Annotated in this window: 21 protein-coding genes and 1 other RNA gene; 2 read left to right on the plus strand and 20 right to left on the minus strand. The window is 41.5% G+C overall.

Going from position 1 to position 26,344, the window contains the following annotated elements; translation table 11 throughout:
* Positions 1-12: 12 nt before the first annotated feature.
* The 11 genes from RBB56_RS08210 to tadA form a co-directional block, all read right to left on the minus strand.
* Positions 13-2,325: a glycoside hydrolase family 65 protein gene (locus RBB56_RS08210; RefSeq protein ID WP_306721888.1), complete on the minus strand. Its 2,313-nt coding sequence runs from the start codon at positions 2,323-2,325 to the stop codon at positions 13-15.
* 3 nt (positions 2,326-2,328) lie between these two features.
* The gene (locus RBB56_RS08215; protein WP_306721889.1) at positions 2,329-3,207 is read right to left on the minus strand and encodes a carbohydrate ABC transporter permease; all 879 of its coding nucleotides are present in this window, start codon (positions 3,205-3,207) and stop codon (positions 2,329-2,331) included.
* Positions 3,208-3,219: 12 nt separating this feature from the next.
* Positions 3,220-4,101, minus strand: coding sequence for a carbohydrate ABC transporter permease (locus tag RBB56_RS08220; protein WP_306721890.1), 882 nt, complete (start codon positions 4,099-4,101; stop codon positions 3,220-3,222).
* A gap of 129 nt (positions 4,102-4,230) precedes the next feature.
* The gene (locus tag RBB56_RS08225) at positions 4,231-5,727 is read right to left on the minus strand and encodes an ABC transporter substrate-binding protein (RefSeq protein WP_306721891.1); all 1,497 of its coding nucleotides are present in this window, start codon (positions 5,725-5,727) and stop codon (positions 4,231-4,233) included.
* A gap of 299 nt (positions 5,728-6,026) precedes the next feature.
* Positions 6,027-6,779, minus strand: a complete 753-nt coding sequence (locus RBB56_RS08230; RefSeq protein WP_306721892.1) for a response regulator transcription factor — start codon at positions 6,777-6,779, stop codon at positions 6,027-6,029.
* A gap of 44 nt (positions 6,780-6,823) precedes the next feature.
* Positions 6,824-8,680: a sensor histidine kinase gene (locus RBB56_RS08235; protein ID WP_306721893.1), complete on the minus strand. Its 1,857-nt coding sequence runs from the start codon at positions 8,678-8,680 to the stop codon at positions 6,824-6,826.
* A gap of 33 nt (positions 8,681-8,713) precedes the next feature.
* Positions 8,714-9,538 carry a carbohydrate ABC transporter permease gene (locus RBB56_RS08240; RefSeq protein ID WP_306721894.1) on the minus strand — a complete coding sequence of 275 codons (825 nt, stop codon included), beginning with the start codon at positions 9,536-9,538 and terminating at the stop codon, positions 8,714-8,716.
* An 11-nt stretch (positions 9,539-9,549) separates the two neighbouring features.
* Positions 9,550-10,425: a carbohydrate ABC transporter permease gene (locus RBB56_RS08245; RefSeq protein ID WP_306722116.1), complete on the minus strand. Its 876-nt coding sequence runs from the start codon at positions 10,423-10,425 to the stop codon at positions 9,550-9,552.
* Positions 10,426-10,530: 105 nt separating this feature from the next.
* Positions 10,531-11,898 (minus strand): ABC transporter substrate-binding protein, encoded by a 1,368-nt coding sequence (locus RBB56_RS08250; protein WP_306721895.1) that lies wholly within the window; start codon positions 11,896-11,898, stop codon positions 10,531-10,533.
* A gap of 135 nt (positions 11,899-12,033) precedes the next feature.
* A complete protein-coding gene (locus RBB56_RS08255; protein ID WP_306721896.1) occupies positions 12,034-12,966 on the minus strand; it encodes a DUF1848 domain-containing protein in 933 nt (310 codons plus the stop codon).
* Positions 12,967-13,352: 386 nt separating this feature from the next.
* Entirely contained in the window at positions 13,353-13,844 is a 492-nt protein-coding gene (tadA, locus tag RBB56_RS08260; protein ID WP_306721897.1) for a tRNA adenosine(34) deaminase TadA, read from the minus strand.
* A gap of 238 nt (positions 13,845-14,082) precedes the next feature.
* On the opposite strand from tadA, the gene RBB56_RS08265 reads away from it, so the two are divergent.
* Both RBB56_RS08265 and ffs read left to right on the plus strand, forming a co-directional pair.
* Positions 14,083-14,781 carry an anaerobic ribonucleoside-triphosphate reductase activating protein gene (locus RBB56_RS08265; RefSeq protein WP_306721898.1) on the plus strand — a complete coding sequence of 233 codons (699 nt, stop codon included), beginning with the start codon at positions 14,083-14,085 and terminating at the stop codon, positions 14,779-14,781.
* Positions 14,782-14,873: 92 nt separating this feature from the next.
* An RNA gene (gene ffs / locus RBB56_RS08270) (signal recognition particle sRNA large type) lies at positions 14,874-15,134 on the plus strand.
* A gap of 94 nt (positions 15,135-15,228) precedes the next feature.
* Here the strand turns inward: ffs and RBB56_RS08275 are convergent.
* The 9 genes from RBB56_RS08275 to metG form a co-directional block, all read right to left on the minus strand.
* Positions 15,229-16,488: a hypothetical protein gene (locus RBB56_RS08275; protein ID WP_306721899.1), complete on the minus strand. Its 1,260-nt coding sequence runs from the start codon at positions 16,486-16,488 to the stop codon at positions 15,229-15,231.
* A 172-nt stretch (positions 16,489-16,660) separates the two neighbouring features.
* Positions 16,661-17,749, minus strand: coding sequence for a PucR family transcriptional regulator (locus RBB56_RS08280; protein WP_306721900.1), 1,089 nt, complete (start codon positions 17,747-17,749; stop codon positions 16,661-16,663).
* A 218-nt stretch (positions 17,750-17,967) separates the two neighbouring features.
* Positions 17,968-19,077 carry an ABC transporter ATP-binding protein gene (locus RBB56_RS08285; protein ID WP_306721901.1) on the minus strand — a complete coding sequence of 370 codons (1,110 nt, stop codon included), beginning with the start codon at positions 19,075-19,077 and terminating at the stop codon, positions 17,968-17,970.
* 266 nt (positions 19,078-19,343) lie between these two features.
* Complete coding sequence (locus RBB56_RS08290) at positions 19,344-20,927, minus strand: GGDEF domain-containing protein (RefSeq protein ID WP_306721902.1); 1,584 nt, start codon at positions 20,925-20,927, stop codon at positions 19,344-19,346.
* A gap of 13 nt (positions 20,928-20,940) precedes the next feature.
* A complete protein-coding gene (locus tag RBB56_RS08295; protein WP_306721903.1) occupies positions 20,941-21,609 on the minus strand; it encodes a YesL family protein in 669 nt (222 codons plus the stop codon).
* 29 nt (positions 21,610-21,638) lie between these two features.
* Positions 21,639-22,127, minus strand: coding sequence for a GNAT family N-acetyltransferase (locus RBB56_RS08300; protein WP_306721904.1), 489 nt, complete (start codon positions 22,125-22,127; stop codon positions 21,639-21,641).
* Between the two features lie 106 nt (positions 22,128-22,233).
* A complete protein-coding gene (locus RBB56_RS08305) occupies positions 22,234-23,157 on the minus strand; it encodes a DUF1002 domain-containing protein (protein ID WP_306721905.1) in 924 nt (307 codons plus the stop codon).
* Between the two features lie 29 nt (positions 23,158-23,186).
* Positions 23,187-24,119, minus strand: a complete 933-nt coding sequence (locus tag RBB56_RS08310) for an alpha/beta fold hydrolase (protein ID WP_306721906.1) — start codon at positions 24,117-24,119, stop codon at positions 23,187-23,189.
* Between the two features lie 198 nt (positions 24,120-24,317).
* Positions 24,318-26,303 carry a methionine--tRNA ligase gene (gene metG, locus RBB56_RS08315; RefSeq protein ID WP_306721907.1) on the minus strand — a complete coding sequence of 662 codons (1,986 nt, stop codon included), beginning with the start codon at positions 26,301-26,303 and terminating at the stop codon, positions 24,318-24,320.
* Between the last annotated feature and the right edge of the window lie 41 nt (positions 26,304-26,344).

Below are 26,344 nucleotides of genomic sequence, written 5' to 3' on the forward strand. Positions count from 1 at the left end.
TTATCCTCTCATCTATGCTCTCCATACGCCGGGAATCGTAACTTCCGTCTGTTCCTTCCCTACTCTCACCGGAATGCCATATACCTTTATTTCAAATTCATCGCCCTTCAGACAGGATAAAAAGACTTTGTCCTCCGCTATCTCTACCTTAATCATTCTTTCCTGATAATTGATGCGGAAGGAATACCCCTTCCACTGCCTCGGCATCGTCGGGCAAATACTCAATTGTTCTCCATCCGAACGGAGACCGCCGAATCCATAGACAATATTCATCCAAGCCGCCGCGATCGATGTGGTATGAAGCCCCTCATCGCTGTTTCTGTTATAATTGTCCAGATCCATCCTCGTGGCAAATTGGAAGAAGCGGTAAGCCTCTTCATGCTTCTTCAACTGGGAGGCGAGAATTGAGTGCACCGATGGAGATAAAGAGCTTTCATGAATGCACCTCGGTTCGTAGAATTCATAATTAGCCCGCAGTATCTCCTCCGAAAAGCCCGAATTGAACAGCAGCAGGAACATCAATACATCCGGCTGTTTTATCATGTCATTCCTGTAAATCCTGTCATAAGACCAATGATGATACAGCGGGAAATTCTCTACCGGGATATCTCCCACCTCCACATGGGGCAGATGGAAATACCCTTCATGCTGTTCATAAATTCCTGTCTTTTCGTCAAAAGGAAGGAACATATTCTCTTCCATTCGTTTCCACTTCTCACATTCTTCTTCCGTCAACTCCAACTTCCGTATTAATGTTCTCAACGCCTCCGATTGATTCTTATTCTTGTTCCGCAACAGACTCAATGTATAAGAAAAGGTGAACTTTGCCATATAATTGGTATAACAGTTATTATTAACCATCATCTGGAACTCATCCGGCCCCATCACTCCGTAATATCCATACTTCTTCCCGTCTTCCGTAAAGTCTCCCCTGTCTGCCAGCATCCGGCATATCTCAATCAGCATCTCCATACCATACTGCATGAGGAATTCCTCATCGCCTGTCATTTTCTCGTAGAACCATATACCATACGCCACCGCCGTCGATGCCTGAAGCTGCAAGCTGGCATGCTGCCAGAGATTACAGCATTCTTTTCCGCTTATCGTCGCCACCGGATAGAATGCTCCCCTACAATCCAGCGCCGCTGCTCTCTCCTTGGCTTCCTTTAATGTCATGAAACGGAATAGCAGGAGATTTCTCGCCGCCTTTACATCGTTAAAAAGGAAAAAGGGTAGGCAATACGTCTCCGTATCCCAGAAGACATTTCCGTTATAAGCTTCTCCGGTCAATCCCTTCGCTCCGATGTTCGTGCCTTCCGATGCCCCGTGATAGGTCTGAAACATCTGGAAAATACAGAAGCGAATGCCTTGTTGATTCCATTCATCGCCTTCGATAGTAATATCCGCCCGGTTCCAGACATCCTTCCACCAGGCTCTGTTTTCCTCCAATATCTTCTCGAAGTCCACCTCGTCCAGTTCCTTTTCCGCTCGATCACAGGAGGACAGAAATTCTTCCATGCTCTCTTTTTTATGTGCTATATTGCATATCTTCTTGTTCACATGACAGGCTTCCCCGCGACGTAACGGCAGAAAAAAGGAAAGAGCCACCCTTTTCTCTTCCTCGATCCCCTGTCCTTGCATTCCATAATCGCTGTTTATCGTACAAGAGGAGTAAATCTGCTGCCCCGTGCCTATAGTCGTTCCCATCATTCCGAGAAAATCCTTCTTGCAAATATGCCCTCCGCATTCCCATAAGTTCTTCCCTGCGGACTTATGTATCGTATCTAAGTCGAGCCCGGATACAACCTTCACATCCCCATCGAAGTTAAGCGGCGTAAGCGTAATTCTTTGTACCGCAATTTTATTTCTGCTCATAGAGAGAAGGCGTTCGAACGTGAGCTCCAACTCCTTCCCTTCCTCCAGTTCCCAGATGAAAGAACGAGTCAAAAGCCCGGAACGCATATCCAGTTCCCTGCGGAAGTTCTTTATTCTGCATGTTCCGATATCCAGCCGCTCTTCTCCTATTTGAATCCGTGTATACAGCCAATCCACTCCATTGACCATGAACTCTGTCGTATTCACTACTCCTTTATAATTCTGCCCCTCTTGCTGCCGCTCTTCGTATATGCCGTTGAAATAGCTCCCCTGCATATGTACTCCGCTATACCCCTCTTCGAAGTATCCGCGTACTCCCATATATTCGTTAGCCTGGGAGAATATCGACTCCGCCACTTCCCCATACTCCGGCACGAAATTTTTCTCTATGATCTTCCATTCATCTGCCAAAAAATATCTATCCGCATATTTAGCCATATATTCACCCATCCTCTATCCTTTGATGGCTCCTGCAGCCGCACTGTCCGTAATCTGCTTCTGGAAAAGGGTAAATAATATCGTCGGAGGTATGATAGAAAATACCACCGCCCTCAAAACACTTACCGCATCCGTAGGAGTATCCTTAAACGCAAAGAGCTTCACCATTACCGTTTCTTTCCCCGAACCGTTGAGCACAAGATATGGCAGGATGAAATCGGACCATGCCGCAGTAACGGCGAAAATGGCTACTACCATAATAATGGGTCTGCTCAGAGGCATCATAATTCTTATGAATACTTGCAGCACTCCGCAGCCGTCCAGTTTCGCGGCTTCCAGAAGCTCTGAAGGAAGGCTCTCGAAGAATTCCTTGAACAGAACAACATAGAAAGCATTGGCTCCGAAAGCCAGCCATATCGGCAAAAAACTCCCCTTCAGACCGATCAGGCTGATATTTCTCATCACCGCAACGATGCTCGTCGTCGCCGGAATGAGCAGACTCCACATCACGAGAGCCCATGCGACTTTATAGCCCTTCGGCTTCAATATGGCGAAACCATAAGCGAGAAGGCCGTTGAAAATGATGGCGCAGACTGTACTTCCCGTAACAGAAATGACGGAATTCAAGTAATACTTCCCGAATTTGAACGCCTTCCAAGTTACCCTGAATTTCTCGAAATCGAAGGAGGTCGGCCAGATGGCCGCACTTCTCATGAACTCTTTAATATCCTTAAATCCCGCCAATATGACCCACAACGCCGGAAAGATACAAATGCCCACAATTACAAAGCACAGAAGCATTATGACCGCCGCAAGAACCCTCACCCTGGGAGTTTGAATATCATAGCCTCTGATAGCTCCATCCTTTTTATTCTTATAGCTGTTAAAAAGCATATCTTCTCCCTCCTAACCTTCCTTCTTCCTCGTCGTAATCATATAAATACCGCTGAATATAATGAGCACAATACAGATCATTACCGATAAAGCCGCACCTGCCGGGAAGTTAAAGTCGCGGAACGCATAGCGATACATTAACATCATTAAAGAAATACTGGCATTATTGGGCCCGCCATTTGTCATTACCATAGGTTCATATAAAATCTGAAATACTGATATGATCTGTAATAGCAGCAGCGTCTTAGCCAAAGAAAATACGCTCGGCAATGTAATATGCCGGATTCTCTGCCGGATTCCCGCCCCATCGATAGTTGCCGCTTCATACAAGTCAGCGCTGATACCGCTTATATTTGCCATATAAATGAGTGCCGTCGCTCCTGCGCTCTTCCATGTCAGGGTAATGACAATAAGAGGAATCGTTAAATGAGGATTCGTCAGCCAAAGCTGCGGCTCCATACCGAACTTCGACAATATTATATTCAAAACTCCCGTCTTGCCCGGATTGAAGAAAAAGCTCCAAATCCATACGGTCGCCAACCCCGGGACAATATTGGGAAAGTAAATTCCTACTCTATAGAGGCTCTTGAACCTCACCGTTTCCGAAATTAAGATGCCGAGTATTATCGGCACTACAAATCCGATGACCAAAGACCATAATGTATAGCTGAATGTATTTTTAAGTGCCGCCGTGAAATCCGGATTCTCCACTACCTTTATGTAATTATCGAACCCGACAAATTCCTGCAGTTCGTATCTGACCGCACTGAACAAAGACAGCCTGATATTTTCAATTAAAGGCTCCCATACATAAAAAGCGAACAGGAGCAATGTAGGAAGCATGACGAGCCATCCCAAAAAATCTCTTTTTTTCCACGATACATGTTTGCGCATTATAAAAGCACCTCCCCGCTTTTTGCCAAAATACCCGTTTCTCTTAAAAATCCGGAGAAAACCATAAATACGGTTTTCTCCAGCTTTTATTCGTTATTTCATCGTATCCGCATACTGCTCTTTCATCACTCAGTTCGCGGGATAAGTATCATCTAATAATTTCTGATAGTTATCGTTCGCTGTGCCCATAAGTGCCGTTACATCCGCATTCTTATCTGTGATAACCGCCTGAAGCACTTTGGTAAGCTCTCCGTACATATCCTGTGTCAAGCCCGGTTCTTCCGAACGAAGACCTTCCGCAGAGGTCGCATCGAAGTACGGTTGGAACATCTGAGTATCCACATTTCCGTATTCTTCAATGATCTTAGCCTCCGCATCTAAAATAGCCTGATCCGTCCAGCAAGGGAATCTGGGGATAACGGGAACTCCCGCTGCCGATTTATTCTCGGCATCCGCCTGCATACCTGCAATCGCATCCTCGGATACGGACGGGCCTTTGCCCATCACTTCAATATATTCAAGCGCTGCGCTTATTTGTTCCGGTGTAGCATCCTTGGAGAACATATAAGGGGTTCCGCCGAACAGAGAGTACTGTCCACCGGGACCTTCCGGAATCGCACACATCGCAAGCTTATCTACGGGAAGCCCATTCACCTGTGTAGGCTGATTTACCGCATCGTTGGCAGCGATATACATAGCCGCATTACCGGTTCCGAGCTGCGTAAATCCGGTTCCCCAATCTTCATTGGTCGGGTCGGCGGTAAGTACATCATAATCCCATTTCAAAGACTTAACGAATTCCATCGCCTTGATCGCTTCCGGCGAACTCAAATTAGAGGTAAAGGTTCCGTCTCCATTATCTACACAAAGTGTCGCTCCGAAGTTCCATGCGATATTGGAGAAATGCCATCCGCCGGCATTATCCTTAGCGAGAAGAACCAAGCCTGCAGCCCCTGTAGCATCTTTAATTTTCTTAGCGGTCTCAGCCAGCTCATCCATCGTCTTCGGATAGAGCGGATATCCGTTCTCATCTACAAGCCCTGCTTCCTCAAACATTTCTACGTTAAGCATAAGCCCCAACGCATAACCGTCACGGGGAATACCATAAATATTGCCATCCTTATCGGACAGTAATTCTTTAATAGAAGGATTCATGGAATTCAGCCATCCCTTTGCATCGAGTTCAGACGTTACATTAGCTACCGCCTGGCTGGCAATCAACTTCTGAGGTTCCGTGAACCATGATTCAAATACGGTAGGACAATTTCCTGATTCCACCATCGGCATAAAGGTGTCTGTAGCATACTTATAATATGCGGGGGTATATGTAACGCCTGGGGCCTTCGTCTTCATCGTCTCTACAAAGCCTTCGTGCATCGCAATATCATCCGCCAGCGTATCCTCCGGCCAAATACCCAATGTCACTTCCACGGGTTCCGCCTCCGCCGGTGCCTCTTCTTGTGCTTTCTCCGGTTCCGCCGGCGCTTCTGCCTGATTGGCTTCCGTTTCCTTCGCGGTCTCCGTTGCCGCTCCCTGCTGCGCGTTTCCGCATCCGGCAAGCATGGATACTGTCAATGTCATACTGCATACAATACCCAGAATTCTTTTTACTGTCTTCTTCTTCATTTTTGCTCTCCCTTCTTTTTATGAATACCCATTACGTTATAGTTTAACGTTAAACTTATTGAATTTACTTTTCTTCTCATATTAATACAATTTTTTTACGTAAAACCCCACATCTATCTGCTAAAAGGCTTTTTCTTTATCTTACAAAAATAGTTTTTATTAGTTTAACGTTAAACTAATCATATCATTCAGCACTTTAACTGTCAATATTTACATCTTCGTCAATATCTACAAAGTTTTTTCCCTTAAATTTATACTTTTACTATATTCTATTTGTGCACATTTACTAATTCATACCATCAATGGGTCATTCCCCCCTTCCTATCCTCCTTCTTAAATTGTGCCGGGGACACTCCTTTCACCTTCTTAAATACCTTAGAAAAATATTTCTCATCATGGAATCCCACTTTAAAAGCAATCTCATATATCTTCATCCGGTTCTGCCTGAGATAGAAGCAAGCATGCTCAATCCTGATTCCGTTCAAATAGTCTACAAAACAGCAATTCATATTTCCTGAAAAGAGAGAAGAAAGATAACTGGCACTGATTTCCACCTTGTTCGCCACCCCTGCCAGTGTAAGATTCTCATTATAATGTTCATTGATATATTCCACTGCCCGATTTACCAAGTAATTCTCCGTCACCTCATTCCCTTCGCCTTCTTTACTTTCCTCGCCGAGAATATCACCGATAGCTTCATTCACCATCTTCAATATTTCCGTGGAACGGCAGGGCTTCAGCATATACTCTTTCGCACCATACTTTAAAGCCGCCTGGGCATATTTGAACTCATCATATCCACTAAGTATAATCGTTATCGGAAGAATATCCAGAGTTTTCGCCTCCTTCATCACCTCCAACCCATCCTTTCCCGGCATCTGTACATCCAGCAGCATCACTTCGGGACGGGAACGCACTATAATATCGATGGCTTCCTGCCCGTTACAAGCCGTATATATCTTATCTACCCGGTCGCTGTGCAGGCGGATATAATTGGAGATTCCGTTACGGATATTATCCTCATCATCCACAACCAATAACTTTATTCCCACAAGGCTTCCCTCCTTCCGATTCTAATATGTGATAATTGCAATATCTACAAGGTTATAGAAAGTTCATCTATATTCCCTTGCTTCTCAGGCTTGGTATCGTCTATCTTAAGACTAATAATAACCTCGGTTCCCCGATCCGGCCTGCTGGTGATCAACAATTCGAAGTTCTGGCGATATTTGAGTTCCAACCGCTCCTTCACATTCTTAATTGCATAACGACCGATTCTCTGATTCGCATAACGTTTCGTATCTTCGATATTCCAAATGGCATCGATTTGTTCCTTTGTCATTCCTATGCCGTTATCACTAATCATAAAGATAAGCTGCTCATTTTGACGCTTTCCTGTTACCTTTAGGAAGCCTCCCTTTTCCATTCCTTCGAATCCATGAACAATCGCATTTTCTACAAATGGCTGCAAAATCAACTTAGGAATAGATTCATCCAGAATGTCTTCCTCTATATCAATTTCATATTCCAGCCGTTTATTAAATCTCATTTTCTGGATATGTAGATAATTAGTAATTAAGTCCTTTTCCATGCGGACCGGAATAATTCCCTTACCCTGCCCAAGGACAAGGCGAAATAGCTGTGATAATGCCAGAATATCTTCTGCTAATTCCTCATTTCCTTGTGACTGCGTACGCCAATATAGGGAATCCAATGTATTATACAGGAAATGAGGATTGATCTGCGCTTGAAGAGCGATAAGCTCACTCTCCTTTTCCTTCAATGCCATCACATAGTTTCGATCAATTAACTCTTTGATGGACAATACCATATGATTAAAGCATTCTGTCACCTCACCAATTTCATCCTGAGATTCCACTATCACTTGCTGATTGAAATCGCCGCCTTGAAATTGATTCATAGCAATACAAAGGCGCCGGAGCGGCCTCGAAATAATATTGGATATCAATTCGAGCAGAGGCCATAGGACGAACAACAATCCTATGAGCATTAAAATGGGTGTGATCATAATGCTGTTAAGCTGCTTTCCCCCATTACTCTTAGGAACCATTTTGCAGACAATTACCCCTTTTTTCTGCTCTTGGCTGCAAAATACGTTATAAGCTCCATGCTCGAAATAAACCGCTCTTTTTCTATGATCCTGCTGCAAATATTCTTCTCCGGAAATATAAGAAAGGATTTCCTCATCCACCGTACCGTAACGGGTCAGTTCCTTTCCTTCGCTGCTTAAAATGATAATACCTTCATTTTCTTGTCCCACAGCCGTCTTACATAAATCGGTATATTTCTCCGCATTAATGCCTAATACGAGATATCCCAGTTTTTCTTTCTTAGCCATATCGAAGATTTCCCGGTACATGACGATTTTATCCGTATAATTCGCCTGATAAATACCATCTTCTCCATAGTTCACACGGCTCCATATGATATCTCCTCTTTTTTCCAGAGCTTGTTGATAAATTGCAGTCTGCCTCACTGACTCTATATCCGGCATGTGTACGCTGGAATCAATACAACGAAGATAAGGCTTCACTCCATTCTCCGGGTAAATCGCAAGCGTCTTGATATATCCTTTCAGGGCGATAATATCCTGAATGATTTTCATAGGAGCCTTACTGTACCACAATCTGGAATCCTCACTCAATTGACCGGGATCGTCGCTCAATAAAATTGCCCCAATATCGCTGTTAATACAAATATAAACCGATAAATCGGATAATTCGGTCTGGATAACACTAATACTCTTGTCCAAACTTCTTACCACGTTGCTATCGGCTTCTATCTGTTTATATTTTGTATCATTATAATTGCTGATTAAAATAAAGGTTGTAATCAATATGAAAATCGGGCTGATCACCAGATAGACATAAAAGATTATTTTCTGCCTGATATTAAAGTATGATATCAAGCGTCCTACTTTTCTAATCCCCATCTCTGTCCCTCAAGTCTATGCTTTTTCTTAAGTTTAACCTTTTACCGCTCCCATGGCTACACCTTTTGTAATATGTTTGTTCAAAATGATATAGACGATAACGGCAGGAGCTGCAGTAAGTGCCATAACTGCAAATTGCACAGCATAATTAGAAGAATACTGCCCGGTGAATTCGAGTACGGAGAAGGGAAGGGTCTTCCACTTGGGTGAGCTTAAGTATGTACTTGCCATCATGAATTCGTTCCAGTTATTGAGAAAAGTCATAATTGCTACCGTAGCGATGGAGGGCTTTAATAGAGGGGTTACTATCTGAAATACAATCCTGTAAATACCGCATCCATCCACGACTGCCGCCTCTTCCAATTCCACCGGAACAGCATGTAAAAAGCTCGTCATCAGGAACATTCCCTGAGGAAGGGAAAAGGCCACGTAAGGAATCAAAAGAGCCCATATGGTATCAGTTAAATTCATTGCATGATATATTTTATAGTTCGGCAGAAGTGTGGCATGAATAGGAATCATCATACCGACTACCAGAAGAGTTTTCACCAAATTGGAAAGCTTCCATTTCATCCGTTTACAGGCGAAAGCCGCCATAATGGAAATTATAATGACAAGGGCAACAGCCAGCCCATTAATTAAGATACTATTTTTCAAATAAAGAAGGAAATGCCCGTCCACAAAAGCCTTTACATAATTATCCCACTGTATTTTCTTCGGTATAATCAGTAATCCTGTTGTGAACATTTCATTACTGCTTGCGAGAGAGAAGTTCACAAGCCATATTAAGGGAAATATCTGTATTACCGCCACTGCAATAAGGATGAGCCATAAGGAAGTTCTCTTTACTATTTGCATTATATATCCTCCTATGCCAATTCTTTATCTGCGAATAATTTATTTAAGAATACCGTTGCTAACAGACATATAATAATGAATACCACTCCGATGGCATTACCATATCCGTAACGGAATGCCTTAAATGCCTGCTGATATAGATAATTAGCTGCAAACTGTGTGCTGTTGCCGGGTCCCCCGTTCGTTAACAGATATACCGTCTCCATTTGCTTTAGAGCGGAGATAATCGCCATTGTTACATTCACCTGAATCACCGGCTTCATAAGGGGAAGTGTGATTCTCAAGAAAGTGGATGCCTGATCCGCTCCATCGATGGAAGCAGCCTCATATAAAACAGGGTCTATATTCTTAATTCCCGTATAATAAATGAGCATACCCCATCCAAAACCATGCCAAATCAGAACAACCAGTACGGACCAAATTGCTAATTCATTACTGAACCAGTTTATTTTTCCCTGATAGCCGAACACCTTTAGAATATTATTCAGCAAGCCGAAATCCGGGTTATAAATGAATTTCCACAGGTATGCGATCACAGCCACCGAAATCACATTCGGTATAAAATAGATACAGCGAAAAACTCCTTCCGCCTTGCCCTGTAATTTATCCAAAACTGCCGCAACTACAATTGCAATAGGATGCTGAATCAGAATAAACCCAATGGCAAGAAGCAGGGAATTCATAAGGGAACGCCCAAAGTTTGTATCGTATAAAAGTGTCTTATAATTTTCCCATCCAATAAACTCCGCTCTTCCCATTCCCGAATAAGAAGTAAACCCATAATACACACTTAAGCAGATAGGAGCTAATATAGCGAAGAAAAAGACTAATAATCCGGGAAATACAAGGGAAAATATCACGAATTTATTGCTATATAGTTTCTGCACTTCAATCCCTCCGGTTCTAACATACTCTTGATAAACGGGGTCGGCATATAAATATGCCAACCCTACGCCTACCGCCTATATTTATACTATATATGTTAATACTCCCTACTTACATGCATTTCCGATTGCTTCCAGGAACGCCTGTGCATCCGTCGCTCCATTAGAAGCATTCTGAATCTCACTCTCCATTACGGTCTTGAATACGGAAGGTCCGCAGTCGTTGATAGGGGTTCCGGAAACGCTGGTCGCACCATTGAGAATATCCATAAACTGCTTCTGCAGTTCTGTCTCCTGTCCACTCATATAAGCACTTTGATCCTGTGCGGACATACCTATACCATTTTCCCATCCATATCTGGATAATTTATCCGACTGATATAAGTAATTTAAGAATTTAATCGCTTCATCCTTCACCTCAGAATTCGCGGAAACTGCATATCCTCCTCCATTCCATGCGGCGATATCTGTCGCCTTACCTTTGCCTCCATCCACAACAGGCATTGTAAATGCTCTTATATTAGTGCGGATCGCTTCGTCGATATCCTCGTTAAGAGCCATAGAAGATTCCCAACTTCCCATATAGAACATAGCCGCCTGACCGTTAGTAAATAAGTTCATTGCTGTCGCATAGTCCTGAGAATCGTATCCTGTCTGGAAGAGACCGGCTTCTGCGGACTTCGCCAATAATTCGGTAGCTTCCAGGAATACCGGATTAGAAAAATCAGCAGAAGCTATCGCCTCTGACACCACATCTCCATGGCTGCCGTTAATCTTTACAATCAGGTCCGTCAGATAGATTGCCATCGGCCACCCGTCTCCACCGTCCATTGCCACAGGAACGATTCCTGCCGCATTAATCTTATCCGCAAGCGCCAGCAACTCATCATAAGTATTCGGTACCTTCCAGCCATTATCATCGAACATCTTCTGATTATAGTAAAAAGCCATAATATCCGTATTTCTAGGAAGCCCGTACAGTTTACCATCCTTCTTGAATCCATCCAGAGAACCGGAAACAAATCCATAGTCCGCATAATCCGCTTCATTTAACTCTGCCAGAACACCCGCATTGAGAACATCATCAAGGAAAGAAGGCTGTCCCCAGATACTTACCACATCCGGCATACCGTCCATTGCATAAGCTTTGAACTTTGTCTTATAAGCCTCTTCATCAAGGGCTTCTACCTCGATCGTTACGTTCGGGTTGGCCGCTGTATATTCATCGATGACCATTTGTTCCACAAGTCCCTGACCGTTCTTCCTGTCCGGCAGGTTTGAGAATATCTTCAAGGTAACCGGTTCTGAAGATTCTTTTGCTTCTCCGCTCTGCTCAGAAGCTCCTTCGGACGGTGCTGCCTCTTCTGTTTTATTCTCCGTTGCCGGTGCCGCTGCTTCACGACTGCTGCCGCATCCTGTAAGTGTGCCGACCGTCATAGCTGTTAAAAGTAACATTGCCATTATTTTTCGTTTCATTATTTTCCTCCCTGCAATTATAGATTTAAGTTATCAGCTGCTTAAAGTATATTACGCTTCCTCACATTATTACAGATAACAGATTTTCGAAAGGGTGGAATATTTTTAGATATTTTTCACTATACAGAGCGGATGTCAAAAGCTTATTTGCTCTTCTTTGATAGATTTTACGACTCTCTCCGTTATTTTGTCTTCTTTCGTTATCTTGCTGCAGAGTATTGGTGAATGAACATCATATAAGTCCCTATTTGCTTTTACCCGCTCATCGCTGTAATTCGCATAACAATATTTGCATCCATTTAAACATGTGTTATATGCACCAATCTCAACACTTTCCACACATCCGCATTCTTCCCTTTGATTTTTATCTTTTCTTACTTTAATAGTGCTCCCTATTATTTTTTCAATCAAACGTTTATCGATACAACTGCTATGCTTAATTCCACAAGAGGATAAATCAATCGGTTCCGCACATGTCTCAATTTCCATATCATTCTTTCTTGCAATCTCGGCCAATTTTGCCGAAAAATCAATTAGCTCTTTTTGATTTCTATCTATCGTTTCAATATCCGTCATGTTCTTTTTTGTTTTAACATAGAAATCAATAAAGCTGATTACTACCTTTGTACAATATCCATTTAAATTTGAAGCAATTTCATGAAAGGCTTTCAGATGATATTCTTCAGAATAAGTATCCGTAATAACGATTGGATCGTATCTCCAAACCACCTTCTCTTTTCCAATCATTTCAGATAACCTCTGAAATATCGGAATCATTTCATCCCTTTTATGAGGTAAAGATGGCTCTATATCTTTTCCATATCCGGTAAGCGTAAACTGGAAGTAATATTTATAGTCTTTTAGGTGCTCCAGCTTATTCAACATTGGTTCCGGATTTTTTGTCCAAAAAACAATACAGTCAACCACATCCGGCGAAATATTTATCTTACTCACTTGGTGGATATTCATAGGATTTCTTACATATACATATTTTTCTTTTATCCGGTTGAAAAACCATTCCGAATAATAATTCGGGATATCCGTTCTCCTGCTTACACTTAGTATCATCTAAACACCTCACTTATCCCCCTAATTAGGGTAAAAAGAAAAGAATGCCTCTCAAACAGATAATTCCATCTGAAAAACATCCTATAAAAATTCTCATACATACCTTATCTCTTTGACATCTTTTCGTTATCTCTTTGAAAACCTGTGATTAGAATTCAACATCATCCGAATCCGCCGCCACTGCCGCTACCACAGAAGATACCGCCGCTATAATAACTGCTATAATGATAATAAGTAATCCGCCGCCTAAAATTATGAATTCCATATAATTCCTACCTCTTTTCTGATGATATTCCATTACTGATATTCTTCTTCCGACTCTATGCCGAAATTATATCATAAATCTTTTTTCTTTGCATCTAAAATAAAGAGATAAAGGCAATTAATCATGAATCAGTGCGCAGCCTGAGCTTCTCTTCTCTATTACGGATACGAAGCTCTTTAAAAAACAGCGTAAGCAATTCGCTACACTCCTTTTCAAGAACGCCACGGCTTACTTTCACTTGATGATTGAATTGAGGCATCTCCAAAATATTTAAAATGGAGCCGCCACAGCCCGCTTTGGGATTCATGCTTCCCATTACGACCTCTGTTATGCGGGATTGTACAATAGCTCCGGCGCACATTTGACAAGGTTCCAGCGTAACATAGAGCGTACATTCCTCCAATCGCCAATCGCCAATCTTCTTACTCGCTTTTTTAATCGCTGTTATTTCCGCATGTGCCAAAGATGTCTTATCGGTATTTCTTCTATTATACCCGCGGCCTATTATTTTCCTGTCATGAACAATCACACATCCAATCGGAACCTCTCCTAATTGATATGCCTTCTGTGCTTGTTTCAAGGCTGACTTCATATATTTTTCATCTATATTCATGTAGATCTCGTTCCTTCCTGTCTATTCGGAAAAGTAACTGTTCAGTACCCTCACAGTCACAAAAGCAAAGATTGCTTTGCTATTCCACGTATTCTTACGGTCAGCGCAGTCAATGCGCAGACCTGCTGAATAGTTATTCGAAAAATTCAAACTTGAAATGTATTTCCTAACAAGTATAATATAAACATAAGAAAAATAGCAAGTATTCACGACTCGCTTATGCAGAAAGGACTCCCTTATGCCCACTATTTACGGTTTGAATAAAACTACACTTTTGGATTATCCCGGCCATGTAGCCGCTACCATCTTCCTGGGAAGATGTAATTTCAGATGCCCTTTTTGCCATAACGGCGGCCTCGTCCTTACCCCCGAACTTCAACCTGTAATTCCGGCAGAAGAGGTTTTTGCCTTCTTAGAAAAAAGAAGAGGAATTTTAACCGGCGTTTGTATTTCCGGCGGCGAGCCTACTTTAGAACCCGGACTTCGTAATTTTATCCAACGCATTAAGGAGTTGGGATATTTAGTAAAGCTGGATACCAACGGATATCGACCTGACGTGATTCGAGAACTATTGGAAGATAATCTTCTGGATTATATTGCTATGGACATAAAGAACTGTATGGAAAAATATGGAGAAACATCCGGAATAAAAGGAATTAATACGAATGAAATAAGAAACTCTATAAATTGCATCCAAAACAGCGAAATTCCTTACGAATTCCGAACAACTATCATAAAAGAATTCCATACAAAGGATGACATATGTGCACTTGCCAAAGAATTAGGAGAAGTTAAGGCATATTTTCTCCAAGAATATAAAGACAGTGAACAGGCAATCCAACAAGGTTTTCATGCCTATGAGAAGAAAGAAATGGAAGAATTTATTGAGCTTATCAAGCCTTTTGTCCCTAATGTAGCGCTTCGCGGCGTAAGCTAAGCACTTTATGACTATATTTGGCACTTCCTCCATGACGATACATAGCACTTCCATTATTGACAAAATTACAAAAAAACAGTATACTTAAAAAACCGTGCAGCCGGGGCGTTAGCGGTGCCCTGTACCTACAATCCGCTCTAGTAGGGGTGATGTTCTGTCGCGGGTTTGAGCTGGTATAGCTGCCCTTTATAAGTGGCGTTGAAGTTTGGGTCTCACGCAATGGAAATCTACGAATCGTGTCAGGTTGGGAACAAAGCAGCACTAAGTAGAATCTTTCATGTGCCGTGAGGGTGCCTGGCGGAGTTAACTGTAAAGGTAACGTGTATTGGTATTACTCAACACAGAACGCACGGTATTGAGATAAATATTTTAAGGCAGTCCTTTTTAGGAACTGCCTTTTTTACTTATTAAAAAATTTTTATATTTTCCTCCGTCATAGGAAAGCTTTTAAATTTTGACCTTACGAAGGTAATAGCCGAATTTGCCGGGTTCCGCTCTTCCTCCATTACACTCGAATGCCTCAAAACCAAACATCAAAGCTACCATCTTTTCACGTTCATAATATACGCCCGGCACTCCCAAGTAAAAACTACCATTGGGATCACTCGGATCTGCTTCCTTACCTAAGACAATATGCCTATAATTATAAAAGCCATGAAGCAAGAAACTATTATTAGCCAGGTGCTGATAATCCCCCGTCATAATAACGAAATCTTTCGGTTCGATGGAAACATATTTCCTATCATCATCATAAGGATGTACGACAGGATATACTTGCATTAGCTGCTGCCATTTATCATTTAGTATTACCTGCTCCATCTTAATGCATTCTTCCTGCCTCCCGTTCCTATATTCTTCAACTCCGGGCGAGCAACCCGGCAAACTTCCTGCCTTTAATTCAGGCTCTTTATCTTTCGTTGAAGAATTCTCATTATACAGCCATTTGTCTTCGGTTTTATTTTCCCATTTATTTGCCGGTTTCTCTTCCCATCTATTTTCTAAGTTGCCTTGTAGTTTCTCTTCCCGCCTACTTTCTGATTTACCTTGTAGTTTCTCTTCCCATCTACTATCTGAGTTGCCTTGTAGGTTCTCTTCCCATCTATTTTCCGAGTTGCCTTGTAGTTTCTCTTCCCATCTATTTTCCGAGTTGCCTTGTAGTTTCTCTTCCCATCTATTTTCTGAGTTGCCTTGTAGTTTCTCCCCGGATTTTTCTTGTGATTCTTGTCTTTTATTTTCTCTTTTAATTTCTTTCTTGTTTTGCTTTACACTATACCCCTTGTCTGCCTCAGCGGAGTCTAAATCAAAAGCTGAAAATATCCTTTCAACTTTTGAAGGGGCTTTTTTTTCAACCTTGGTCACTTCAGGGATCCTTCCTTCGATGTATTTATTCCCCGGAAAATTTATTTTTATTTCTGAGATATCCCCATAGTTTACAGATTCCCCGGCTATTTTTCCACCATAGTAATTAGCACTCCACTCTCCCATACCTTGATGCATATATACTTTGCCAAGCGTATGTATTCCTTTTGTTCGAGTGAAAGCTTGAACTTCATATGTTCCATCTATAAGCATAAGCAGGCCAGAAATTCGCATTTCTAACTTCACATCGCCCTCTCTATTTTCAATCTTAATAAATCCGGCACTCTTAATCTTCATTTCTTCTTCCATATAAGAAAGATATATCACTTTTTTATCATAATAAGCCACTTCTGTTCCCCCCTCAATCCCTTATTTGTACAGGCTAGGCCTTGTCTATCTAATTCTATTCCTTATGCAACATTTTTATGTCAGAGTAGCGCCGGAGAACGGGGAATTTCTCCAAAAGAAAAGCTAAGGCAATATGTACCTTGCCTTAGCTCTAACTATATCTTCCTTTTTTCTAGTATTGCAGTGTATCCAGATATTTCATATAATTCACGACCATCAGTGCTATCTTAAAGGTCAGCGCATCATCGAAGGTACGAATATCGAGCCCGGTACTCTTCTCCAGCTTCTCGATACGATAAACGAGCGTATTTCGGTGCACAAATAACTGTCTGGAGGTCTCCGATACATTCAGATTATTCTCGAAGAACTTATTAATGGTAGTAAGTGTTTCTTCATCAAAATCTAACGGAGCTCTGTCTCCGAATATTTCTTCAATAAATATCTTGCACAGATTCACGGGCAACTGATAAATCAGCCTTCCAATACCGAGTGTATTGTAAGCATTTACCTTCTTCTCCACATAAAATATCTTTCCTACATCGAGAGCCATCTTCGCTTCCTTATATGATTTCGATACATCCTTAAGCTCTCCCACAATCGTACCGTACGACACTCTTACATTCAGCATCGCTTCCATATTCATCATATCCACGATGGTATCGGCCATTTGTTCTATTTCCTCATAGCCTTCACCTGCTTTCAGCGACTTAATTAGGATGACGTTACTTTCATCTACTGCAGTGATATAATCTCCTGATTGGCTGGAAAACATCCCCGAGAGCAATTCTGTCGCTGTCATATCCCGTTCCGCCTTCGTCTCAACAATTAAAACGACTCTGGGTACGCTAACTTCTACGTGGAGCTTCTTCGCCCTATTATAAATATCAACCAGAAGAAGATTGTCCAACAAAAGATTCTGGAAGAAATTATTTCGATCAAAACGTTCCTTATATGCAATAATCAAGTTCTGGATCTGGCTGACTGCGATCTTACCTATCATGTAGGCTTCGTCACCGCCCCCTTTTGCCACTAAAACATACATCGGTTCCCCTTCATCTCTGATTTTCAACAGATGCTCGCTACCGATAACCTGACTGTCTGCCGGAGATGCTGCAAAGTCTGCAATCAAACCCGAAAAAGCGTTCTCCATCTCAAAGGTAGAAGCAACTTCCACCCCATTTAAATCGAAAACTCCTATATCTACTTTTGTTATCGCATGCAATTCCTCAATGCTTGTCTTGATTATTTGACTTGATACCATATTTATAAACCATGCCTTTCCACAAACAAATTCCTCTTTTTATTTCTTTCTTTATGATAAATTATTTTAAACCACAGTGCAAGTCAAAAATGGGGGTAACAGTTCAGTACCTTCACTTGCATTTTCACATATTCTTATGGTCAGCGCAGTAAATGCGCAGACCTGCTAAGCAGATACAAATGGAGGATGCTTTCGCATCCTCCGAATCATTCTGAAGCTTAGTTAGTAATAACCTGCTCTGTCTCTTTATCAAATACATGAATCTTCTCTACATCGAATGCAAACTTAACGGTATCGCCAGGTCTTGCTGTTGTACGAGAATCTACTCTTGCTGTAATAGGGAACTCAGCTAAATCGAAGTACAAGTAAACTTCCGCACCGAGCAATTCATATACCTTAATGTTGGACTCGAATACGCATTTCGATGTCTCGATGAACATTTCGGAATCATATACGTCTTCCGGACGAATACCGAATGTTACTTTCTTTCCTGCATAACCGCCTTCGATTAACTTTTTAGATTTCGCAGGAGGAAGAGGAATGCTATTGCCTGCCACTTTAAGGCTTGCTACATCGCCGCTAACTTCAACTTCTGCATCTAAGAAGTTCATCTGAGGAGATCCCATAAATCCTGCTACGAAAAGGTTATGAGGCTTCTCATATAAATTCTGAGGTGTATCTACCTGCTGGATAAGACCATCTTTCATAACTACGATTCTTGTACCAAGGGTCATAGCCTCTGTCTGGTCATGGGTAACGTAGATGATGGTTGTGCCAAGTCTCTGATGTAATTTAGCGATCTCTATACGCATCTGTACACGGAGCTTTGCATCCAAGTTAGAAAGAGGTTCGTCCATAAGGAATACTTTAGGGTTACGAACGATAGCACGACCCATAGCAACACGCTGTCTCTGTCCACCGGAAAGAGCCTTGGGCTTACGCTCAAGAAGAGGTGTTAAGTCAAGAATCTTAGCTGCTTCTTTTACCATCTTATCGATTTCATCTTTCGGAACTTTTCTCAATTTGAGACCGAAAGCCATATTATCATAAACTGACATATGAGGATAGAGAGCATAGTTCTGGAATACCATTGCGATATCTCTGTCCTTAGGCTCCACATCGTTAACTATTCTGTCACCGATTTTCAGTTCTCCGGAAGAAATATCTTCCAGACCTGCAATCATACGGAGCGTTGTAGATTTACCGCATCCTGACGGTCCTACGAAAATAATAAACTCCTGATCTGTAATCTCAAGATTAAAGTCTTTTACTGCTTCGAATCCGTTAGGATAAACTTTGCAGATATTCTTTAATGATAAACTTGCCATTTTATTTGCCTCCTAATCATCTTTGCTTCCCAATTCCGAATTTTTCGAAATCATTCTTTTAAGTATGAATTTAGTATACCGAATCCTCTATCTTTATGCTATACCAACATTCCACAAAGATTTTCTGACACATTGTAGAAATTGCTTACAATCCATATGTTTTTTCATTGGCAGCGTCAACTTGAACAACATTTCTTTTTCATCCTATACACATTGTACAAATCTTAATGCCAGCATCTTTTTGTTACCATTCAGCCTACGGCTTCCTAGCCTCTTTTCCGGCTCACTTCTTCCACTCGTTTCTTCTCTGCACTCTTTAACTCTTCATCACCGAAGAAAGCTAATTGATTCTTGCCGCGCCTTTTCGCCGTATAGAGCGCATTATCTGCTGCCTTATACAAGCTTTCGAAGTCCTTGCCATCCTTAGGATAAACTGCTGCTCCAATGCTCGCTGTAGCCGCATATTTTACATATTCACCTGCCTGGAAATTCTTGAAAAAGTTACATAACTTCTTAGCTTCCCTCTCAATAAGAGCTTCTTCATTCAAATGCTTTAAGAAAATAGTGAACTCATCTCCCCCGGTCCTTCCAATTACATCCGTAGCCCGGAAGATGGAACCAATCTGATGCCCCAAAGAACGAAGCACTTCATCGCCGAAGGCATGGCCGAGCGTATCATTAATCTTCTTGAAATTATCGATATCGAATACAAACAACATCGCCTGTTCTTGAGGATGATTGAGCATCCATTCCTTAATCTTTCGTTCTGTTGCTAACTTATTATTCAGGCTTGTAAGAAGATCCGTATCCGCTTTCTCTCCCAACTCTTTACTATTCTCTCTACTTTTGATCCTATCTATAATATTAATGGCCATAAGCAGACCAAGGAATGCCAAAATGGCAACCACCAACTGATAAACCATCTGCTTGGCGTTGCTCCACTCCCTGCTTTGCAAATTATTCACATAGCTTTGATTCACACCGACTACCAAGGTCCATCTATTGATTCCAATCGGTGTATAGATAAGCTTTCTTTCTTCTTCATTCACAACTGCACTAAAACTTCCCGAAGTTTTATTCTTTATACGAACTGTAGCCTTCGCTATCGTATCGGAATAACCTCCATTTTGTTTTAGCGTTGCCCATATATTTTCTCCGGTTAGAAACTCGCTCTCATAATCAGTCGATGCTAAAATCATTCCCTCAGGATTGATAAGAAAATAAAAAGCATCCGCATCAAATTCTGATTTTCTAAATAGGCTCTTGAAATACTCAACGGGATAGTACATTAACAGCTTATCTGCATTTTCCCCTGCTCCAAGAGAAATAATGGCTACTATCGCTTCTCTCGATAGGCCGATTTCATCGTCCTGCACATAAATATATTTTATGGCCTCTTCCTCAGAGGCTGTTGTCTGCTCGTTAATAACACCCTCTTTTTCCTTCGTTTCTTCATATATTTCCGTGAAATAGCTAACATCCTTCATTTGAATTTTAGCAGCATCCTGGCGTGTTGCATTTCCATAGGCATCGCAATAAACAATGGCATACGCTCTGGAGTTGTCACATAGAACCTCTGCCATATTAGAAGCAAATTGTTTATTAAATTCGATATGCGTCCCCATAAGGTAGCCCACAGTTTTTCCCGCATCTGCCATAGATACTAATTCATGATTTATCTTGGTGGCATATTTTTCGGCTACATTCATCATACTGTTTTCTACTTCTTCGGCCGCAGACTGACTACTTTTTGCTGAAAAGTTAAATAACATTACGATAACAACCGCTATCAAAAGAATGGCCGGTACTAACCATTGTACAATAGCAGTTCTTGTTTGCCTATCCGTCATAGCCATCCCCCAATTAATTTACCTCATCATTCTTACCATTAATCTCAAATCTATCTATAATCTCTTCTTCCTCTGGTTCAAACTTTTTAAAGGTCCCACTATATAACATTGCCGCAAAATAAGATGGTGCTGAGATTCCAAAAAGGAAAATGAGCGGCGCCGCTATCGGTGTAAAGTAAAAAATTACTACCGGCAATGCATATAAAATCAGCATAAGCAATGTCTTTGGAAAACTTAAAATAGACATAAACAGCGCATTCTTAATTGTATTCATCACCGTGTTATCGAATCTGGAAAGTACCGGGAATACATAAATAGCAACCATCAGCATAAATAGTCCCAGAACGATTAAGAAAATACGCAGTGCTTTCGGAAACTCAATAGCCGCATAATTAAAAATCATAATATCCCCAATAAAAATTATAATGAAAGCGAGGATAATCAACCATATAATTGTCGCCTGTCTGAAATTCTGCTTAAATGATTTAAAGAAAGACTTTACAATATATCCTTCTTCATTGCGTGCCATTTTAAGCAGAACGTAATGGAGTCCTGTTAAGGATGCTCCCGCTGTAATAATTGGAATGCAACAAATTATTGTTAAAATATTCAATATCATTAAATCCGCCATTACTGTCAAAAAACGCATGACCGGACTGTCCATGTCAAAAATTCTTCCCATACCTGTCTCTTTTCTTTCTTTTTTCTCTATTAGATTCCATCTAAGGATATTTCCATCGGTGTATAACGGATGCCATCGACCGTCTGTTCCACTCCCAGATCCCAAAACCCTACTCTATGGTAAAACTCCACACCAAAAGGTGAAGCATTCACAGTGACCTTATCAACTCCCAACTCTGTCTTCAAATATCCACACAGACGAAGTATAAGAGCCTTACCGATACCTCTTCTATGATATTTCTCATCCACGAACAGTAAAGATATATGGGAATTGCTTCTAACTGTAATCATTCCGATGATCTTGTGATTGCTCACTGCAACGAACATCTGGTATGCTCCCATAATAAACATTCGGTACAGCGTATTGTCAGTAATAAAGTTCTCAAAGCTCCTAACACCCTTCGGTTCATAATCCTCTGCTTCAAATTGGAGGAAAGTTTTCCACGCGAGTGCAATAGATTCTTCCCATTCATCCATATATGCCATTCGAATATCGTAAGAAAATTCACCCTCTGTCATTACTTTTGTCCCTTCAAATATCCAACACATGTAATTATAACGAATATTTATATATATTACAACAAATTATATACAATTTTATAAGTTTTTTAGTCCAAAAGTACCATTACTTATTAAAGAGGCCATTAAAAAAATCTGTTACAGAATCTTTAATGCTCTTAAAGAAGCCGTTGGCAGCATTTTTTACCGCATCGTTTACCGCTTCACTAATGGCTTCGTCCGCATGATTAACAATATCTGTACCATATTTTTTGTATAACTTTTCTGCTTGGCTAATTAAATAATCGCTGTTTAATCCCATGCTCTCCAGCTTATTCATCAGGCTGACAATTCTCTCTACTTCTTCCTTTGTCAGCGTTACGCCAAATCTCTCTTCCCCTTCTTCTACCGCTGCACGAATATCCTCATCCGTCTCCAGCTCTCCGTTCGCTACCTTTTCTTTAATATATGCAATTAATTTTTCAATATCATCACTGCTTACATTTTCTGCCGCCTTAGCGAGTTCGCCTGTCGTAATGAGTTCATCCAGTGCGTTGGAAAGAGATGCATCGGATATCACTTCCCCTGCCATCTTTTCATAGCCCTTCACCGCACCGATCAAAGCAGCGGTTCCCGAAATCTGTGTCGGAGCCGCTACAATAATTTCTGTATCCTCTACCCCCGCAGTTAATAAAGCGTTGCGGTACATCCCTGTCGTACAGTAATTAATATTCTTCGTTGTTACGGTTACACCGCTGCCGGCCGCACCCTTTTTCAGCATTACACTGGATAAAGACCTGCTTCCGATAACGGAAGAGCTTAAATATTCATCCAAATATTGGTGTTCCTGCTCATTCGTTACATAAACTACTTCATACCCTGCCAATTGCTGCTCCGATATTCCCATAAGCTCTAATACCGTAGCTTTTTGCTCCGCTGTCAGGTCTGCACCGAGAGCAACCACAACTTTCCCCTCTTCTTTCGCGGATGCATCCATACCGAATAATCCTGTAAGCAATAACACGCCAAGTATCATCAACCACTTTTTCATAATATAATAACCTCTCCTTCTTCTCATCCTTATACAACGGATAATATCCATAAATAGATATCATCGTACACTTTTCTTTTATCCGTTTCATTTAATATTTCATGCCTGCCGTCTTCATATAACTTCATCTGTACATTCTTCATACCCGTATCAAGGAAGGAACGACATACCATTTTCACCCCTTTTCCATAATTTCCCACCGGATCGGCTGCCCCCGATGCGAATAGGACCGGAAGATCTTTTGGCATTTTATGAAGATTCTCCTTCTTGTTAAGCCGTCCTATTAATTCAAAAAGAGTCTGAAAACCATTTACAGTAAAAGTAAAACCACATTTTTCATCCTTTAAATACGCTTCAACCACCGATTCATCCTTGCTCAGCCAATCCATCGCCGTGCTCTTATTCTTTATTTTGCTCGTATAACCAAGAAAGCATATTGCATTTAACAACCTGCTTTTATGTTCTGCGCCATAAACAGCCTTTTGCACAGCAGCAATCGCTTTGCCTGCCAGAAGCGATATTCCGGGCTGTGTCCCCGTGCCTACGATAATAGCCGCCTGTATTCCTGTACCATATCGGAGTAAATAATTACGCAGGATAAAAGACCCCATACTATGGCCCAGGATAATATAAGGCACGCCCGGATATTCCTGCTGAATCATCTTTTTCAATCGATGGGAATCCCTTACCACCACTGTCGCAGCATCCTGCTCACAGAAGTATCCGCAAGGCTTACCCTCTACAACAGAATTCCCATGTCCCAAATGGTCCTCACCTACGACTAAGATTCCCTTATCCGCCATAAACTGCGCAAAGGAATCATAACGGTCCACATATTCTGCCATACCATGGATAATCTGCAGAATGCAAATTGGTTTGTCCGTATCAGGAATCCACTGTACTGCATGGATTTTACTAACGTTATCGCGAGAGTCAAAATATAGTTCTTTTTTTCTTACCATAAAATCCCCTCCATTGTTACTTTTCACTCCGTGAACAGTAATCCTCTATTCTTTTGTATGGCTGTCTGCATCCAAAAATGCCTGCATTTGCCTGTAACATTAATGAGTTCACCTCAGACAAAGAAACTTCGTCTTCCGTGAACCCATTATACACTATAACATATTAAATTTTAAGATTTTAATAAAAAGTTCATGAAATTAGCAAATTTCGGCACCTGACGGCATCGCCTTTTCAGGAGTCATGAGCGCCAGATTTCCCTCTGCATCTTCCGCACACAAAAGCATTCCTTCGGATAGTACACCGGCTAACTTCGCCGGTTTTAAATTAACGAGTACCATCACTTTCTTACCGACCATTTCCTCTGCTGAATAGTATTGCTTGATACCGGATACGATCTGCTTCACCTGACTGCCGATACGCACCTTGGAACAAAGAAGCTTCTTCGATTTGGGGACTTCTTCACAAGCGATAATCTCTCCTACCTGGAACTGCATCGCTGCAAATTCATCATATGAAATCTCTGCTTTCGCTTCGATATCTATTCCCTCTTCCTTCACCTCTTCCGGTGACTCAGCCACAGCTTCCGCCGCATTTCTTCCTGCGAAAAGAGCCTCAGCCTTCTCCAAAACTTCCTTCACATCCAGACGGGCAAACAGAATCTCCGGTTTATCGGTCACTTTATTTCCGGACGGATACAAACCAAAAGCGCCGAGTTCTTCGAAACCACGCAGAGAAGTATTCAACTGTGCTGCAATCTTTTCTGCTGTTGAGGGCATATAAGGCTCCAGGAGAGAGGCTCCTATCACGATACTTTCCACCAGATTATAGAGAACAGTGGATAATCTGTCTCTGTTCTCTTCTCCTTTAGCCAGCACCCACGGCTCTGTTTCATCGATATATTTATTACAGCGTTTGAAAAGTGAGAAGATTTCTGTCATGGCATCTGCCACCCGCAGCTCTTCCATCTTCCTTCCTACTTTCTCATAGGTTCCGGTAACCACAGCCTTCAAATCCTCATCAAAAACCTTCTGAGCATCTGTGGCTGCTTTCTTATTATCCACTACTCCATCGAAATATTTATTGCTCATGGAGATAGTCCTGTTAACTAGATTGCCCAAAGTGTTCGCCAAATCAGAATTGAGTCTTTCCACCATCAATTCCCAGGAAATTACACCGTCATTGTCAAAAGGCATCTCATGTAATACGAAATATCGTACTCCATCCACGCCGAAAAAGTCTGCCAGGTCATCCGCATACAATACATTCCCTTTGGATTTACTCATCTTGCCATCCCCTTGTAATAACCAGGGGTGCCCGAATACCTGCTTCGGAAGCTCCTCTCCCAGAGCCATAAGGAAAATAGGCCAATAAATCGTATGGAATCTTATAATGTCCTTGCCAATCAGGTGCAAGTCTGCCGGCCATAACTTCTTATACTGCTCACTGCTATTGCCATCACAATCATAGCCAACCCCGGTAATATAATTAGTAAGCGCATCCAACCATACATAAACAACATGCCCTTCAGCGAAGTCTACAGGAATTCCCCATTTAAAAGTAGTTCTGGATACACACAAATCCTGCAGACCCGGAAGCAGGAAATTGTTCATCATTTCATTCTTGCGGGATACCGGCTGTATGAATTCAGGATGTTCATTGATATGGGCTATTAATCTATCCGCATATTTACTCATTTTGAAGAAATAAGCTTCTTCTTTTGCCGGCTTCACCTCTCTTGCACAATCCGGGCATTTGCCGTCCACAAGCTGTGATTCTGTCCAGAAAGATTCACAAGGAGTACAATACATTCCTTCGTATGCTCCTTTATAAATATCACCCTGGTCATATAAGCGCTTGAATATCTTCTGCACTTGCTTCTCATGATAGTCATCCGTAGTACGAATGAATTTATCATAAGAGGTATCCATAAGATTCCACAGGTCCTTAATCGTTCCGGCTACGTTATCCACATATTCCTTAGGAGTAACCCCGGCTTCCTGTGCTTTTAATTCAATTTTCTGCCCATGCTCATCTGTCCCGGTCTGAAAGAATACATCATAGCCTTCCTTCCTTTTGAATCTTGCAATACTATCCGCAAGCACGATTTCATAACTATTGCCTATATGAGGTTTGCCGGATGTATAGGCAATCGCTGTTGTAATGTAATACTTTCCTTTACTCATGTTTACATCTCCTTTTCTAAAAAAGAACAAAAATGTGCTTC

Origin of the sequence: Kineothrix sp. MB12-C1 (genome assembly GCF_030863805.1) — a bacterium.
Lineage (GTDB): Bacteria > Bacillota > Clostridia > Lachnospirales > Lachnospiraceae > Kineothrix.